This is a genomic window from Methanomicrobia archaeon (assembly GCA_011049045.1).
Classification (GTDB): domain Archaea; phylum Halobacteriota; class Syntropharchaeia; order Alkanophagales; family Methanospirareceae; genus JACGMN01.
In genome coordinates this window covers 16,960-32,844 of record DSCO01000061.1, presented here as the reverse complement: position 1 = coordinate 32,844, position 15,885 = coordinate 16,960, and the positions used below count along the sequence as shown (strand labels likewise).

Genomic DNA, 15,885 nt, shown 5'->3' with positions numbered 1-15,885 from the left:
CTAGTTCCCGGTCTCTTCGCTTCGACAGACCTCATTTCTCTGCATATACATTTATCCGCCGAAACGTTTCAAAACAACGCCCATCCGGCTGTCTTGTCCGCGCGATCAGGCGCTCGATGACCGTGTCCCGGAAACGCGGCTTCTTCTCATCTGGCAGCGCCGCGAGAAACGGAACGAGCCCCGCCTCCTCCACCATATGAATCAGTTCCTGCTCGTCGGTAAACTGCCGGTCCCTGTTCGCCATCCACACGCGATACTGCCGGAACTCGGTCTGCGCCAGCAGCGCTTCGTAATCCTCAACAAACGGCATATACCACGGCCAGCGAAACAGCACAAACCACGGAGCGTACTCGGGATCGCTCAGAACTTCTCTCACTATTGCGATGAGATGAACAATGTTGCCCGCGCCGCCAAATTGCACGCGCACGAAGCCGCGGGGTTTGAGCGCCTCGCAGATCCGCCTCAGCAGTTTCCCATGGTCCAGAACCCAGTGTAGTGCCGCATTTGAGAATATCACGTTAAATTCCGCAGCAAAGGCGATATCAGCAATGTCGAGTAGCTTGAGCTCCATATTGGCTGTTTTATGCGCCTCCGCCGCTTTCAGCATTGATGGCGAGCTGTCAACACCGACCACGCGGCCGTGCGGAACGCGATCGGCAAGTGCTCGTGTAATTATACCATTTCCGCAGCCAAGGTCAAGAATAGCTTCGTCCCCGCTCAGCGGTAACTCCTGGACGAGCTCAATGCCCCATTCACGCTGACAGTGCGATGCCGCTTCGTATCGCGCACCATCGAAGGGATAGCTTACACGCATAGTTGTTTGCTTACTTGTTGTGACGTGTGACGTGCCTCGTTCAGTGACGTAAAGATGGCCCTTTACTCCGTGCTGCCTCGCCCATCGCCTCCTCGATGCGCAGTAATTGATTATATTTGCTCGTTCGCTCGCTGCGTGCTGGCGCGCCGGTCTTGATGATCTCCGCATTGATCGCGACCGAGAAGTCCGCGATCATTGAGTCCTCTGTCTCGCCCGAGCGATGGCTCACCACTTTCTTGTAGCCGTTTTGATTTGCCAATCGGATCGTATCCAGCGTCTCCGAGATCGTTCCGATTTGATTCAATTTCAGGAGAACGGCGTTCGCGGCATGCTGCTGTACCCCCTGCGCCAGCCGCTTGACGTTCGTTACGAAGAGGTCATCGCCGACGATGATGGTCCCGGGGAGCTGCGCGGTGAGCTTGGCAAAGAGCGCGAAGGATTCCTCTTCAAACGGGTCTTCGAGCAGCGCGATCGGATAGCTCGCCACCAGCTCTTTATAAACGTCAAGGAGTTCCGTGCCCTCCTTCAGAACGCCATCGATCTGGTACTTCCCCGTTCCTGCGTCGAAGAACGACGATGCGGCCGCGTCCATGCCCAACCGTATCTCATGCTCAGCATAGCCCGCTTCGGCTATGGCGTCCGTTATCGCATCGAGTGGCTGCCGCGTCTCACGCATCGGCGGTGCATAGCCGCCCTCATCACCCACGTTCGTCGCGATTTTACCGTGCCGCTCGCCCAACACCCGTTTCAGCGCATGATAGGTCTCTACACCTGCCCGTAAGCTGTCCCGGAAGCGCTCGAAGCCCATGGGCAGGATGAGAAACTCCTGGATGCTCAGCTCGTTACCCGCGTGCTGACCGCCATTGATCACATTCATCATCGGCACCGGAAGCTCATGCGTGAGGTGCATGCCCGCAACATCTTCCGCGATGTACGTGAAGAGCGGTTTCTGTACGGAATCTGCCGCGGCTTTGCAGACCGCCATCGAGGTGCCTATTATCGCGTTGGCACCGAGTTTCGCTTTATTCTCCGTGCCATCCAGTTCGAGCAGCAGCATATCGATTCCGCGCTGATCGAGCGCGTTCTCGCCCGTGAGCGCATTTTTGATCACGGTATTCACGGCTTCCACCGCCTTGAGCACGCCCTTACCGTTGTAGCGCTTCTTATCGCCGTCTCGCTTCTCTACCGCCTCTTTACTACCCGTTGATGCTCCTGAAGGCACGCTCGCCCGGCCAAAACCGCTCGCCGTGCGCACATCCACCTCTACGGTCGGGTTCCCCCGCGAATCCAGAATTTCCCGCGCCTTAAGATCTCTTATCTCAATTACCGTCATCATACCAACCTCGCCGTCCAGTCTGTACTGTAGTTAGGTACTTATTACTACTTGCCTTTAGGTTTACCCTTCCAGTCACTCGCGGACGCACCTGAGAACAGCTCCAGGGCATTGTCTTCCCGCAGCGTAAGAATCTTCTTCCGCGAACTTATATCTTACTCGGTCTCTTATCTGGTGTTAGATCGTGAGAGCAACGAGCGGGTGAGGGTAGATGGAAGGAAAAGAGCAGGAACCCAAAAGGGTGATTATAACCGATAATCTCTCAAAAGAGGGAGTTACCAAGCTGCAAGAGTTTGCCGATGTTGATGTAGCATTAGGATTAAGCAAAGAGGAATTGAAAGAACGTATCCCTAACTATGACGCGATCGTTATCCGGAGCGGCACGAAGGTGACGCAGGAGATCGTGGATGCAGGAAGCGCTGGCCGGTTGAAGGTGATCGGGCGAGCGGGCGTCGGCGTTGATAACATCGCTGTGGAGACAGCGACGGAGAAGGGCATTCTGGTGGTGAACTCACCGGAAGCTAATACGATCTCCGCGGCTGAGCACACGATTGCCATGATGCTCAGTCTCGCACGGAAGATCCCGGCCGCGAATCTATCGCTCAAGTCCGGGAAGTGGGACCGGAAGCAGTATATGGGCACCGAGGTCAACGGCAAAGTGCTGGGCGTCATCGGGCTGGGCCGCGTGGGGGGTGAAGTGGCGAAGCGCGCTACCGGTCTTGCGATGAAGGTGCTCGCTTATGATCCGTTCATAACCGAGGAGCGGGCGAAGGAGCTCGGTATCACGCTCGCCAGTTTATCCGAAGTCCTCAAGGCTGCGGATTTCATCAGCCTTCATACGCCCCTGAACAAAGATACCCGTCACCTCATCGGCGCCGAGGCATTCGCGATGATGAAGGACGGTGTCCGCATTGTGAACTGTGCACGCGGTGGCGTTATTGATGAGAAGGCCTTGAAAGAGGCGATCAAGAGCGGCAAGGTAGCCGGCGCGGCGCTCGACGTCTTCGAGCAGGAGCCACCGGAGGAGCGTGAATTGTTGGAGCTGGAGGAAGTGGTGGTGACGCCGCATCTGGGCGCGTCAACGACGGAAGCGCAGAGGACCGCAGCTCTCGTCATTGCAGATGAGGTTATCGCGGCGTTGCAGAACAAACCGGTCCGGAACGCGGTGAACATGATCTATGTCGACGAGGCGATCATGGACGCCTTAAAGCCCTATTTACACCTGGGCGAGAAGCTGGGCCTGCTCGCGGCGCAACTGGTCCCCCCAGCGGGACGTATCGAGCAATTTGAGATCGCTTATGAGGGCGAGTTGGGAACTGCGGAAACGGGCATCGGGAAGAACACACGGTTCCTGACCCTGGCGATCCTGAAGAGCTTTCTCTCGCTCTTCACCGATGGCGTGAATTACCTCAACGCTGAGGTGATCGCGAAGAAGTTCGGAATCAAAGTAATCGAGAGCAAGACGAAAGAGATTGTGAATTTTTGCTCATTGATCAGTCTAATCACGACCACGCGGACGAAAGACCAGGAACTGAAGCGGACGGTGGCCGGCACACTCTTCGGAAAGGATGATCCACGCATCGTACAGCTTAACGGACACCGGGTGGATGCAGTGCCCTCCGGCTACATGCTCATCTGCTCCTTTATCGACAAACCACGGGTGATCGGCCCGGTATGCACGATTCTCGGTGATAACGGCATCAACATCGCGGGGATGCAGGTGGGAAGAGAGAAGATCGGTGGCGACGCGGTTATGGTGATCAATGTGGACAGTATGGTCAGTGAGGCGATTATAGACGAGATAAAGCACGTGAACCACATCGCGGACATCACGCTCGTGCGGCTGTGAGTTTGCGTGTGTGACGGTGCAGGGTCGTCCTCAGAGATGAAAAGTTCTTTTTGTATAACCTCCTGTTTATGAGAAGGAAGCGGCGCGATGACGAAGCGAAGAAGGATCAAATTTGAGCGTTATGGATGGCGCACGAAGAAGAAGCTGAGCAAGAGCTGGCGAAGGCCCCGCGGGCATGATAACAAGATGCGGGAGCACATCGCGGCGAAGGGTCCGCGCGTGACAGTGGGCTATCGGCGAAAGAAGGAAGATCGCGGTTTGCATCCTTCTGGCGTTCGGGAACTGCTCGTTCATAACGCCGAAGAGCTCCAGGCGGCGGCAGCGGGCACTGCCGTCCGAATTGCCGCGACGGTGGGTAAGCGCAAGCGCGGCGATATCGAAACGGCTGCGGCAGAGCGTGGCCTCCACGTGCTCAATCCGTCACGGACGTAAGCTCACCGAGATTCCGAGATCTCCGTGCCATGATGCGTGCCGTGCACAGCATCGATGATCGCGCCGGGATTGCGACCGTCGATCACGATCGTCCGTATCCCGCTCCGCTCTATAAGCTTCGCGGCAACCGGGTCGATCACGATGCGTGAGCCGGCCTTTAGTTCTGCTTTCATCGTGAGTGCCACGAGCTCGGTCGGGCTGAGTTTATCGTATTTCCGCGCGGTCGGATTGACCTGCGGGTCACTATCATAAACGCCATCGACCGAGGTTACAATGAGGAGTAACTCGGCATGAAGATAGTCGGCGAGGAGCGCCGCGACCGCATCGGTGGTGTAACCGGGGCTTACACCGCCCATCACTACTATTCGCCGCTCCGGGCCACTCCGGTGCGCCATGGCAGCCGCTTTATAATCACGGAACGGTTCGGGATAAGCATCGTGCAGCGCGGCAATGAGCAACTTCGCATTGATCCGGGTGACCGCGATCCCGAGATAATCGCAGAATGCTTCGTTCGCGCCCAGCGCCCGCGCGCGAGCGATATACTCTCGGGCATGAGCGCCGCCACCCGTAACGACGCAGAGCGTGCACGAGCGAGCAAGTTCATCTAGAATCGCCGCCACGTCCTTGAGTTTCTCGACCTCAGAGAAGAATAGGCCTCCCAGCGAGATAACGACTTTCATGCGTTCGCTTCTTTCCTGTTCCACTTTCAGATCCACATTCCCCTTTGGTGGCGACCCATATTATAGTTGTTGCCCCAATTCGGGCAGGTATACTAATGAGTGACCCCCATGACAAATGAGAATGTGATATAAAATGTTTTTATACTTTTAGTTACTAAGGATAGACGATGAAACTGGATGACGAGCTGGTGAAGGAAGCGCATGTCCTTTTGCACCCCATCCGCTTTCGGATCGTGGAACTGCTTGAGGAGCAGCCGATGCACATCAATGCGATCAGTAAAGCGCTTGAGGAGAAGAAGAAGAAGCTGGTCTCCTATCATTTGGGTATCCTGGAAGATCACGGATTCGTGAAGAGCAAGTACGAGATCTCAGAGCAGCCGAAGTCAAAGGGCAAGGCGCTGAAGCGGTACTGGGTGACTGATAAGGTGAACGAGGTGATTGGCGAGCTCAAGAAGATGTGACTCGCCATCGTTACGTACAGCGCTCAGCAATAGCGCGTCCCGCGCCTACTCGGGAGGCGCGGGCGGGCCTGCAGCGAAGTGATCACCTGATATACGTGACACTTGAGCGATCGAAATCGGGCACCATCTCAAGTTCTACTCCTTCGAGATTCTCCTGAATGGGTTCTTCCGTGGAATACGCAACCGGGGGAATAAAAGCGCTCATATCGCGCGACATCTGCGTGACTACGTGCTCCTCGCCAAAGAGCTCACGGGAGATCCAGAAGACGATTTTGCGGGTGTGTACCTCCTCGGGGTACCCCAATGCATGAATATACTCGTGGAGTAGAACGTGAAAGGCGTAGGCGGTGAACAACTGCGGATGCATCCTTGTGATCCATTGTAAGGGCGTTCGGTTCATCACAATCGTGTTCGAGCCGATGGGATAGAATGCCCCAACCCAGGTACTGGCATCGCTGCCGAGATCCGCGAGCCCGAGCGTCAATCCCGCCCTCCCGGTATGCAGTACCTTCCGAACGCCGTCCTTAACAATCTCGAAGACGTCAGCGAGCGTCTTCGCCTCTTCCAATTTCTGCTGGTAATTTTTCATGGATGGTAATCCTCCTGTAGGAGCCGCATAATTATTATAATTTTTTATATAATAAACTTCCGCAAACCCCCTCCCCCCGGTAAGCTATATCTTGGATGGCGTGAGAAGAGTTCATAACCGACAAATTGCGAGGGGTGTCAACGATGTGTGAATCAAATGTCTTTATAGAATGCGCGGGGACGGAGACCCGAGAATTAGTGATGGAGGAGGTCGTGCGCGTTGTTGTCGAGGGCGACCGTATCAGGCTCACCGGGATATTGGGCGAGACGCGCGAGGTCACGGGGCGAATAGCCGAAATCGACCTGATCAAGCATACCATTATGCTGAAGCAGGGAGAATGATTTGTGTCGTCATCAATGCGGCGATACGGCAGAATTTCGTGCTCGGCCTCGTCTCGCGGAGCTACGTGGCGTGCTGCAGAGCGTGAAAAAAGCACTCGATACGGAAACAGCGGCGATGGAAACAGTGGTGGTGCGCGTGCTCGTCCTGATCGATTCGGCAGGGGTACTGTGCATCTACGTCTACAGTGACGAGGACGCGACGAGCGTCACGACCAGCCCGCGAACGCTCCTGGTTACTTATGCTATCACCTGGCTGGCCCCTGAGGAGCTTGAAGAAGGGCTGCAGGAGCCTGAAAAACACCTGCAACAGTTAACTGATTGTTTTAGGGGTATTCAACTCCACCATTTGAAGGGTTGCAAGACGAGTATCATCGGAGATCATTCTGATGAGGCACACGGTAGACCACGCATAACAACGTGATGATGCTCCCCCTTAGTGCTGGTGCTGTACCGATCTAGTGCTGCTCGTGCTGGTCGGTGTCCTGATGGTGGCCGCGAGAGGACAACCAATCCCTGAAGCGAGATGACAACAAATCGCTGAACGAAGATACTTTATCCCCCCGGTGACAAATTCCCGCGACCTTGGAGACATCCAGCACAAATGCCATTCCTTTGCCCGGTTCATTCAATTCACCAGCCACCACCAATGCGTTAAGCACTGATTCGGTAGTGGTAGATTCGATCAGGATCATAAGTATCTCTTTTTCCGGCTCGATTGGAATGCCCAGGAACTTACTATGTTCATGCACGCCGGTGCCCCTACCGTGAAGTACCGTACCGCCTTCAGCACCTGCTGCTCTCGCCACTTCCATAAGAGCACTCGCGCGCCCTGTTTCGACAACAGCTACGATTACCTGAAACGTGCACTCGCTATGCATTCCTCTTTTTCGTCCTCAGATCTATGATAATACCCAGGATTAACATAAAGATTATGGGACACATCGCTATCAAGCCCACCGTTCCCAGCCCCAGAATGCCCGCACCGCTGCCTTTTAACCCGATCGCCATACCGGTCATCATCGGAAGGGCAAAGGTGGTAGCAATAGGTCCGGTAGCCACCGCACCGGCATCGTAGGCGATCGGCACAAAATCCGCGGGTGTTAAAATGGTTAGCAGGAGCACGAGCAGGTACCCGGGTATCAGGATATACACAAACGGGAGTTCATGGAAAATCCGTAACGTCCCGAAGACCAGAGCAAATCCCACCCCGAGTGAAATGGGCGGGAGAACGAAATTCTTGCGTATAGAGCCTGACGAGGCCTCCTCTATCTCGTATGCAAGAATTTTTACGGCCGGCTCCGCCAAAATAACGATGATCCCGAAGACCAGGGTGAAGAGAACCACCCACCGCAGAGCACACCCGGAGAGAAAAGCTCCTATCCGCGCGCCCATAGGTAAAAGACTCATCTTCGCACCCAGCAGGAACAGGAAGAAGCCGAAAACCGCTATCACCACGCCAACCAGCATACTTCTGATGTCCGGAGGTATCTTTCGCAGCACCACGAGCTGAAAGAAGAGGATTAAACCCAGTACCGGTAGTATAGCACCACCTACTTCGAGCAGAACGTCAAGTGCTTGGTCGATCATAGCCACCCCCGGATGATGCCCCAGAGTAAGATCGCCATGATCGGCCCTATAGAGCCCGCAGCGAGAATCCCGAACCCGGCCTTGAGCCGAGTCCTGCCGCCAAGAACGGAGGCCATGCCTACTCCAAGGGCGATCAGAAAGGGAACAGTCAAGGGACCTGTGGTCACCGCGCCCATATCAAAAGCATTGACCAGAAACTCCTCAGGCGCTATGAGCGCCAGAACCAGGCAGATGAGGTAGCCCGGAACGAGGATATACTCGATCGGGGTATCATACACGATCCTGAGCAGGGCGATGAGTGCAAATATTCCCAGTCCCAGTGCTGAGACAGAGATGATCTCAGTACGTGAGATATCAGATACCATCACTGTTTCTATCTGATAGGCTAATAACCGTACATCTGGCTCTGCTATGGTGAGCATTATCCCTAATAGAAAGCCGAATAGCAAGATCAGGGAGAGCGCATGCCGCTCTATTAGCGAAGTACCAACGCGTTCACCCATCGGTAAGAGTCCTATTTTTGCACCTTGTAGAAATAGTACAAAACCGACTACCGCAAAGAGTAATCCCAGAACTATCTGGCTAAACTCTCGAAGTGGCATTCTTATGAACAAAATCTGAAAGATAAATATCAGCGCTATTGCTGGTAAAAGCGATTTTAATGTGGATCTGAGTTCTTCACTGAAGTCACTTAAGCCCATTTCAGTATCTCCCGTTTTGCCAGTGCTTTAAAGATATCAGTGATTTCAGTACTTAAATTTTTATAGTGCTCGCGTGCCCGCTCGAGTCGAGCGCGCACGCCCCGTGCTGCAAAATCACGCCAAGAGCAGTTGTCACTGAGACCATCATCCCCGAATCTGCTCGTCCGTTCTTTTCCACGCGCGCTTAACTGCTCGATCTCCATGATCTTCTTCGCCTGCCACTCAGAGAGAGCTCTGCTCCTGCACAGTAGTTAGTTACCTGCATTTCGGTCATATATACTCTTTTTCTAGCCCGTGACCTTAGCCGGCCGTTTCATCGCTCGGTCGTTCCCAATCCTTATATTTTCCCGCGGAGTACTAAGATGGATAGTAACCATCGTGGTCTACGTGATCCTCCTCCCCATCATCGGTTCGCTCCTCGCCAAGAACGGCGATAGGATTGCTAAAGCCCTGGCCGTTGAAAAGGTGCAGCAGGAACAACAGAAGTCACCGTAAGTGCTGCGTTAGAACGAGTTACTGATGAAAACGGGTACGGAGATCCGCGCGGAAAAATCGGGATCAATGAGGAAAGGAAGTACGCGAATTTTTGTATCCGAATAGGTCTTTTAGTGGAGGGCCATATGCCAGAAATCAGGGTTGCACTCCACGCATACACGGAACTGTGCCGTTCGCTCACTTCACTACGTAACCGATCAAAAAAAAGCGTTACTGAACGCGCCCTTCATGCCTCTGCCGCACCTCAGCAATAAACTCCTCCGTGTATACTATTCGCTTTGCTGCGGGCTCAGCCAGCTTTGCCAGGTCGCCGGTCATCACGCCGTCCTCAATCGTCTGGAGCGTCGCTGCCTCCAGCATATCCGCAAATCGTACCAGCTCGGGTATACCATCGAGCTCACCACGCTTCCGTAACGCGCCCGTCCACGCGAATATCAACGCCACTGAATTGGTCGAGGTCTTCTCGCCCTTGAGGTACTTGTAGTAATGTTTCTGCACGGTGCCGTGCGCGGCCTCATACTCGAAGTGCCCGTGTGGCGAGACCAGCACGGAGGTCATCATTGCGAGACTGCCGTACGCCGAGGCGAGCATATCGGACATTACGTCGCCGTCATAGTTCTTCAATGCCCAGAGCATACCGCCCCCGGACCGCATGATCCGCGCCACGGCATCGTCAATAAGCGTATAGAAATACTCGATACCCGCCGCGTCGAACTTTGCTCTGTATTCCGCTTCGTAAACTTCGTCAAAGATACGCTTGAAATTGCTGTCGTAGGTCTTGGATATCGTATCTTTCGCACCGAACCACAGATCCACCTTCTGATCGAGCGCGTAGGCGAAACAGGCCTCGGCAAAGCTCGTTATCGAAGCGTCGGTATTGTGGATGCCCTGGATGATGCCGGGGCCATCGAACGTCTCGATCGTTTCCCGTACCGCCGTGCCCTGCGCGTCGGTAAAGACGAGTTCGGCCGTGCCCGGGCCCGGCACACGGTACTCTGCGTTCTTGTACACATCGCCATAGGCGTGCCTGCCGATATGTATCGGCTTTGTCCAGTTCCGTACCGCCGGCTTGATGTTCTTGACCATAATTGGCGCGCGGAATACCGTGCCGTCCAGGATCGCTCTGATCGTGCCGTTGGGGCTCTTCCACTGCTGCTTCAAGTTGTATTCATTTACGCGCGCGGCATTTGGCGTGATCGTCGCGCACTTCACGCCCACGCCGTACTTCTTGATCGCCTCCGCGGCTTCTATAGTTATCTGATCTTCGGTCTCGTCACGCTTCTTCAGCCCGAGGTCGTAGTACTCGGTTTTGAGCTCGATATAGGGCATGAGAAGCTGCTCCTTCACCATCGCCCAGATGACTCTCGTCATCTCGTCGCCGTCGATATCCACGAGCGGCGTCTTCATCTCTATCTTTCTTGCCATGTTCATGCCTCCACGGTATCAATCAGTCAGATCCCCGGTATTTCAGCACATCCTCCTCCTCGGGCAGCATATACAGCACGTCGTCCCAGGGATGCCGGTACAAACGTGAGTGGAGCCGCTTCTGGTCCAAATAATGCCCGATCATCCCGATCGTACGGCCCAGGACGAAGATGCCGTTGAGTGTGCCGATGCTGATGATCTCATCGATCTCCTCCTCGCTGTAAATACCGGTCGAGTGCAAAATATCGACGAAGACGATCCCGACACACCCGTCCACGTTCAAGATGAGATTGTTCCGCTTCGCGGTCGTTATCTGCTCCACGTCGAGCGCGAAGTCGAGCAGCTCGTGCTTCGGAAGGTTCGTAAACGCCCACTCCTCGAGCAGTTTGACGCGCATATCAGGATTCTGCACGCTCTTCACGCGATGGCCGATCCCCGGTATATTGATGTTCCTGGCTTTCATCTCGTCGACGAATTGTCGCGCGGTTAAGCCCCGCTCACGCGCGTCCTTGAAGTACCGGGCTGCATCATCGATTGCGCCCCCGAATCGCGGCCCAATGGTCAGCACACCGGATGCTACCGCAGCGGTCAGGTCCCTGCCTGCGCTCGCGGTAACTATCGCGTTATGCGCTGCGCTCACACAGGGCCCGTGATCCGCCGTTATTCGTAACGCCAGCTCTAAGAAGTCGGTGACGTACTTCGGCAAACGCCTCTTGAACCACAGCAGCGAGATCACATCGCCCAGGCTGAAGCCTTCACGAATGACTTTGCTTATGGGCACGCCCGCGTAGACCAGCTCCTCGCCTCGATCGTCCGAGATGGTGCTCACGATATTGGTCGGCCGCCGCATGCTCTTCGGGTCGTAATCCTCCGGTATTGCGCGCGGCTCCACATCAGCCCGCTCCTCTATCACGCCGCTGGCCTTAAGATCCTCATAGACCGTTCGAATCAGGTCATCGAAATCATCATAGGAGTTCGGCACCAACGCGCCTGCCTCCTTCAGTGCCGCGTTCTTCGCATCCGCTGTTTCAGCAGCGCCGCGTGCCATCGCGCCCGCATGGCCGAACTGCACCTCGGTGGGGAAGATCTTCGCCGACGTTCCGGTAACCCAGGCGATCACGGGTTTCGTTATTTTACTGGCCTTCAAAGCAGCTACGATCTCGTACTCGTCCCGGCCACCGACTTCGCCGAGCACGACCATCAGCTTGATCTTCGGATTCGCCTCATACCGCAGCAGGTGCTCTATCAGCGTTGAACCGGGGTACTTATCGCCGCCAATTGCTATGCCTTCATACACACCGTCCGAGTTCAGCGAGATCATATTCGCCATCTCGTTCAGCATACCGCCCGACTTGGAGACGAAGCCAACACTCCCTGGTCGGTACAGTTTCGACATGATGAGGTTGGAGAGCGCGCCACCGGCATTACCGATCTTGAACGCGCCGGGGACAAACCCGCCCACGGTCGCCGGTCCGATGATCCATTTGCCCTGCTGCTGTGCTAGCGCAATGAGCTCCCGGGTTTGCCGTTCGGGTACACCTTCGGCAATGATAGCGAGCGTCTTGATCGTCGGGCACATGAGCACCTCACGTGAGACGGTGTACGCCGAGCGGGATGAGGCAAAATTGACAACCACGTCCGCATCAGGGTATTCCGCGACGGCCGCCTCGAGCGTATTGTACACGGGGATCATGATCTCCTGACTGCCAAAGAAGACTTTCATGTACTCCCGGCGCCCGCCACTGGGATTGATAACGGCCGCAACAGAGGGCTTCTCGCGCCCCGCGAGATAGTCGAAGTCGAGCATCCGCTGCACCGCCGCTTGCTGGTTGCCAAATACGATTGCGGTCGTATTCCTATCAAACAACACATAATCCGGCTTGGCCATGCTAAGCAACCTCCTTTAAATCAGCCAAGGCGATACTCACCACTTTCGTCATGTGCATGTCAGGACCGTGCACTGCCATATCGAGCTCCAGCCGCTCGCCGGCCGCGCGAATCTTCGCCAGGCCCGCCTCGTAGTTCGGCCCGCCACGCCGAATGTAGATCTTGATGCCATGCTCCTTGAGCTTCGCCGCGTACTGCTCCAGCGCCATGATGATTCCGTCAAAGGTCTTCGCCACGTCCGTGAAGTTCGCTATCCCACCACCGATGATCAGAACCTTCCCGGTCTCCGATTTCTCACGCGTCATGAGATCGAGCAGCGTCTTCGCGTACTCGTAAGTCTCGTCCGTCGTGGGATTGCCGCTGTATTCGCCATAGTTTGCCAGCTCATCGCCAAGCCCCAGATCAACAACGGTGTCTGCGTAAATCACGCTGGCGCCGCCACCGGCGACCATCGTCCATACGCGCCCCTGAGGGTTGAGTATCGTCAGTTTCAGTGACGATCCGCTCTTCTCATCCAGTTGCTTTATGTACTGCTCCTCCGCGCGCAATTCGCGGCCGAAAGGAACAGGGAACTCAACCTCGCCCCAGTCCTCGGAGCAGAGGAACTGCGCGGTATCGTCCAATCGCGCCACGGTATCAACCGGCCGGAACTCGCTGCCCGTACAGGTGAACGGATTGTACTCTAGAAACCCGAAGTGCAGCTCGCGATAGAACCGGAAGAGCGCGGCTACGACGTTCCTGAGTGCAGCTCTGTCCTCATCGCGCACGAACTCAAGGATTGGGGTGAGATCAACGTCCTCAATCGTCGCAGCAATGGGCACCGTGACGGTGGTAACTTTATCCCAGTTCGCTTCGATGTCCATGCCACCGGCAGTCGAGAAATGGATGTAGTCGCCGCCACGATGACCGGCGAATGCCAGGTAATACTCCTTCGCCAGCTCAATGTAGGGCTGGACGAGGAAATGCGTCAGCTTACCCCGGGAGTTACCCACCGTCACTTCAGTGTTCATCTTCTCCGCGAGCCATCGCTTCGCCTCGTCATAGTCTACTTCCACCAGCAGGAGCCCGTGTTTGCCACGTTTACCAAAGAGCTGGTCGGGCTTCACCGTCAGTTTTTCTGTCTTTAGCCAGGGCTGCTCTTTACTCAGTGCTTCGATGCTCTGCTCCGGTGTCACCAGAGCGACTTTTCCCTGGTAAATGACCGTTCCGCCCGAAAACCGCTCTATATGACGGGCCAAAATCCGCTTCGCGTCATACTCTCTAATACCACGTTGCGCCATCTTTTACTCCCTCCTCTTCTCTCCTCTTTCAGAGCTTCGTCTTGACCCAGGGCAGTTTTCCCCCGGACTTCAAGATCTCAGCATCACCCTGCGAGAGCGTATGTGTAAGCCCAATCTCAGTACCTTTCGTTAGATTCCTGAGCCGCACGTTGCTCCGTAGATCCCCGATGAGTACCTCTACTGCATCGCCCTGCGCGATGGACTCATAGTCCCTAGGATCCGCAAAGGTCAACGGCACGATGCCGAAGTTAATGAGATTCGCTAAATGAATGCGTGCAAACGATTTGACGATCACAGCCTTAATACCCAGGTATTTAGGTGCAAGCGCCGCGTGCTCCCTGCTCGAGCCCTGGCCGTAGTTCTCGCCGCCTATGATGAATCCTCCGCCCCTCTCCAGTGCCCGTACCGGGAACTCGGGATCGATCACTTCAAAGACATACTGCGAGATCGCAGGGATGTTGCTTCGGAGCGGGAGGATCTTCGCCCCCGCAGGCATGATGTGGTCTGTGGTGATATTATCGCCGACCTTGATGAGCACCTCGCCGTGGAGCGTCTCGGGTAGCGGTGGGAAATCCGGCAGCGGCTTGATGTTCGGACCTCGAATAATTTCAACCCGGGCTGCCTCATCAGGCGGGAGCGGTGAGATGAATAGGTTATCATTAATAATAAACCGCTGCGGCATCTCTATGCGTGGATATGCGCCAAGATCGCGCGGATCGGTGAGTACGCCCGTGATCGCCGTGGCCGCGGCTACCTCAGGGCTCACCAGGAGCACGTCCGCGTCCTTCGTACCGCTCCGCCCTTCAAAGTTACGGTTAAAGGTGCGCACCGACGTGCCGTGCGAGGACGGTGCGGCACCCATGCCGATGCAGGGCCCGCAAGCGTTCTCCAGCATGCGCGCACCGGCCGCGACGAGATACTGCAGCTCGTTGCTCGCTATCAGGTGCTCGACTACCTGCCGTGAGCCGGGATTGATGGTGAGGTGTAGATTCTGGGCGAGGGTCTTTCCCATCAGAATATTCGCGACGATTTTCAGATCGCGCAGTGACGAGTTCGTGCAGGAGCCTATCGCGACCTGCTGCACCTCTAACCCCGCGACTTCTCGTACCGGTTTCACGTTGCCCGGGCTGTGCGGAAGGGCAACCAGCGGCTCCACATCGCTCAAATCAAGTTCTATGAGCTCATCGTATGCCGCATCGGCATCGGCAACGAGCGGAATCCACTGATCTCCGCGTGCCTGTGCGTCCATAAAGGATTTGGTCTCCACGTCGCTAGGGAAGACGCTGGTGGTCGCGCCTGTTTCGGTGCCCATATTCGTTATCGTCGCGCGTTCCGGGACGCTCAGTGTCTTCACCCCCGGCCCGAAGTACTCCAGCACCTTGCCGACGCCACCCTTCACGTCGATCCTGCGGAGCACTTCCAGGATGACATCCTTGGCCGAAACCCAGTCCGCAAGCTTTCCGGTGAGCTTCACGCCCACGATCTCCGGATACTTGATCCGATACGGCAGACCGGCCATCGCCACCGCGACGTCCAGCCCGCCGGCACCGAGCGCGAACGAGCCGATCCCACCGGCCGTTGGTGTGTGGCTGTCTGACCCAATGAGCGTCTTACCGGGTCGTGCGAACCGCTCAAGATGGAGTTGATGACAGATGCCGTTTCCGGGCCGTGAGAAGAACAAACCGTACTTCATGGCTACGGATTGGAGGTACCGGTGGTCATCAGGGTTCTTGAAGTCCGTCTGTAGCGTGTTGTGATCCACGTAACTCACACTGAGCTCCGTTTTCACGCGCGGGATCCCGATGGCCTCGAACTGTAAGTACGCCATCGTGCCAGTTGCGTCCTGAGTAAGCGTCTGATCGATCTTCAGCGCAACCTCTTCACCCGGGGCTCGTGTGCCCTCGACAATATGTGTGTCGAGTATTTTTTCCGTAACGGTTCCTGACATGGTAATCCCGTTGTAAATAACTGGGCCCGCCTATATCAAATTTTCGATATTTTCCGCGAGCAG

General features: G+C 55.7%; 17 protein-coding genes. 5 read left to right on the top strand and 12 right to left on the bottom strand.

Annotation, left to right across the window (positions count from 1 at the left end; genetic code table 11):
• Positions 1–31 precede the first annotated feature (31 nt).
• Together ENN68_08905 and ENN68_08900 are read right to left on the bottom strand one after the other, a co-directional pair.
• Positions 32–982: a methyltransferase domain-containing protein gene (locus ENN68_08905; protein ID HDS46182.1), complete on the bottom strand. Its 951-nt coding sequence runs from the start codon at positions 980–982 to the stop codon at positions 32–34.
• Positions 855–2,150 (bottom strand): phosphopyruvate hydratase, encoded by a 1,296-nt coding sequence (locus ENN68_08900; GenBank protein HDS46181.1) that lies wholly within the window; start codon positions 2,148–2,150, stop codon positions 855–857. The genes ENN68_08905 and ENN68_08900 overlap by 128 nt, the downstream gene beginning before the upstream one ends.
• A gap of 208 nt (positions 2,151–2,358) precedes the next feature.
• Between ENN68_08900 and ENN68_08895 the strand changes: the two genes are divergently transcribed.
• Entirely contained in the window at positions 2,359–3,996 is a 1,638-nt protein-coding gene (locus ENN68_08895; protein ID HDS46180.1) for a phosphoglycerate dehydrogenase, read from the top strand.
• A gap of 87 nt (positions 3,997–4,083) precedes the next feature.
• On the top strand, positions 4,084–4,428 hold the full coding sequence (locus ENN68_08890) for a 50S ribosomal protein L32e (protein HDS46179.1): 345 nt from the start codon (positions 4,084–4,086) through the stop codon (positions 4,426–4,428).
• 2 nt (positions 4,429–4,430) lie between these two features.
• On the opposite strand, the gene pyrH is transcribed toward ENN68_08890, so the two are convergent.
• The gene (gene pyrH, locus ENN68_08885) at positions 4,431–5,108 is read right to left on the bottom strand and encodes a UMP kinase (protein HDS46178.1); all 678 of its coding nucleotides are present in this window, start codon (positions 5,106–5,108) and stop codon (positions 4,431–4,433) included.
• Positions 5,109–5,275: 167 nt separating this feature from the next.
• Between pyrH and ENN68_08880 the strand changes: the two genes are divergently transcribed.
• Positions 5,276–5,569: an ArsR family transcriptional regulator gene (locus ENN68_08880; GenBank protein ID HDS46177.1), complete on the top strand. Its 294-nt coding sequence runs from the start codon at positions 5,276–5,278 to the stop codon at positions 5,567–5,569.
• Positions 5,570–5,651: 82 nt separating this feature from the next.
• On the opposite strand, the gene ENN68_08875 is transcribed toward ENN68_08880, so the two are convergent.
• On the bottom strand, positions 5,652–6,158 hold the full coding sequence (locus ENN68_08875; protein ID HDS46176.1) for a hypothetical protein: 507 nt from the start codon (positions 6,156–6,158) through the stop codon (positions 5,652–5,654).
• 143 nt (positions 6,159–6,301) lie between these two features.
• On the opposite strand from ENN68_08875, the gene ENN68_08870 reads away from it, so the two are divergent.
• Together ENN68_08870 and ENN68_08865 are read left to right on the top strand one after the other, a co-directional pair.
• On the top strand, positions 6,302–6,499 hold the full coding sequence (locus ENN68_08870) for a CooT family nickel-binding protein (GenBank protein HDS46175.1): 198 nt from the start codon (positions 6,302–6,304) through the stop codon (positions 6,497–6,499).
• A gap of 115 nt (positions 6,500–6,614) precedes the next feature.
• Positions 6,615–6,920 carry a hypothetical protein gene (locus tag ENN68_08865; GenBank protein ID HDS46174.1) on the top strand — a complete coding sequence of 102 codons (306 nt, stop codon included), beginning with the start codon at positions 6,615–6,617 and terminating at the stop codon, positions 6,918–6,920.
• 34 nt (positions 6,921–6,954) lie between these two features.
• On the opposite strand, the gene ENN68_08860 is transcribed toward ENN68_08865, so the two are convergent.
• The 8 genes from ENN68_08860 to ENN68_08825 form a co-directional block, all read right to left on the bottom strand.
• The gene (locus ENN68_08860; GenBank protein HDS46173.1) at positions 6,955–7,377 is read right to left on the bottom strand and encodes a P-II family nitrogen regulator; all 423 of its coding nucleotides are present in this window, start codon (positions 7,375–7,377) and stop codon (positions 6,955–6,957) included.
• A complete protein-coding gene (locus ENN68_08855) occupies positions 7,370–8,086 on the bottom strand; it encodes a DUF1538 domain-containing protein (protein ID HDS46172.1) in 717 nt (238 codons plus the stop codon). The genes ENN68_08860 and ENN68_08855 overlap by 8 nt, the downstream gene beginning before the upstream one ends.
• Positions 8,083–8,787, bottom strand: a complete 705-nt coding sequence (locus ENN68_08850; protein ID HDS46171.1) for a DUF1538 domain-containing protein — start codon at positions 8,785–8,787, stop codon at positions 8,083–8,085. Before ENN68_08850 ends, ENN68_08855 begins: the two co-directional genes overlap by 4 nt.
• The gene (locus tag ENN68_08845) at positions 8,778–8,990 is read right to left on the bottom strand and encodes a hypothetical protein (GenBank protein ID HDS46170.1); all 213 of its coding nucleotides are present in this window, start codon (positions 8,988–8,990) and stop codon (positions 8,778–8,780) included. The genes ENN68_08850 and ENN68_08845 overlap by 10 nt, the downstream gene beginning before the upstream one ends.
• A gap of 502 nt (positions 8,991–9,492) precedes the next feature.
• The gene (locus ENN68_08840) at positions 9,493–10,707 is read right to left on the bottom strand and encodes an NADP-dependent isocitrate dehydrogenase (protein HDS46169.1); all 1,215 of its coding nucleotides are present in this window, start codon (positions 10,705–10,707) and stop codon (positions 9,493–9,495) included.
• Positions 10,708–10,729: 22 nt separating this feature from the next.
• The gene (locus ENN68_08835; GenBank protein HDS46168.1) at positions 10,730–12,595 is read right to left on the bottom strand and encodes an ATP citrate synthase; all 1,866 of its coding nucleotides are present in this window, start codon (positions 12,593–12,595) and stop codon (positions 10,730–10,732) included.
• Position 12,596: 1 nt separating this feature from the next.
• Positions 12,597–13,874, bottom strand: a complete 1,278-nt coding sequence (locus tag ENN68_08830; GenBank protein ID HDS46167.1) for an ATPase — start codon at positions 13,872–13,874, stop codon at positions 12,597–12,599.
• Between the two features lie 28 nt (positions 13,875–13,902).
• Positions 13,903–15,822 (bottom strand): aconitate hydratase, encoded by a 1,920-nt coding sequence (locus ENN68_08825; protein HDS46166.1) that lies wholly within the window; start codon positions 15,820–15,822, stop codon positions 13,903–13,905.
• Positions 15,823–15,885 lie beyond the last annotated feature (63 nt).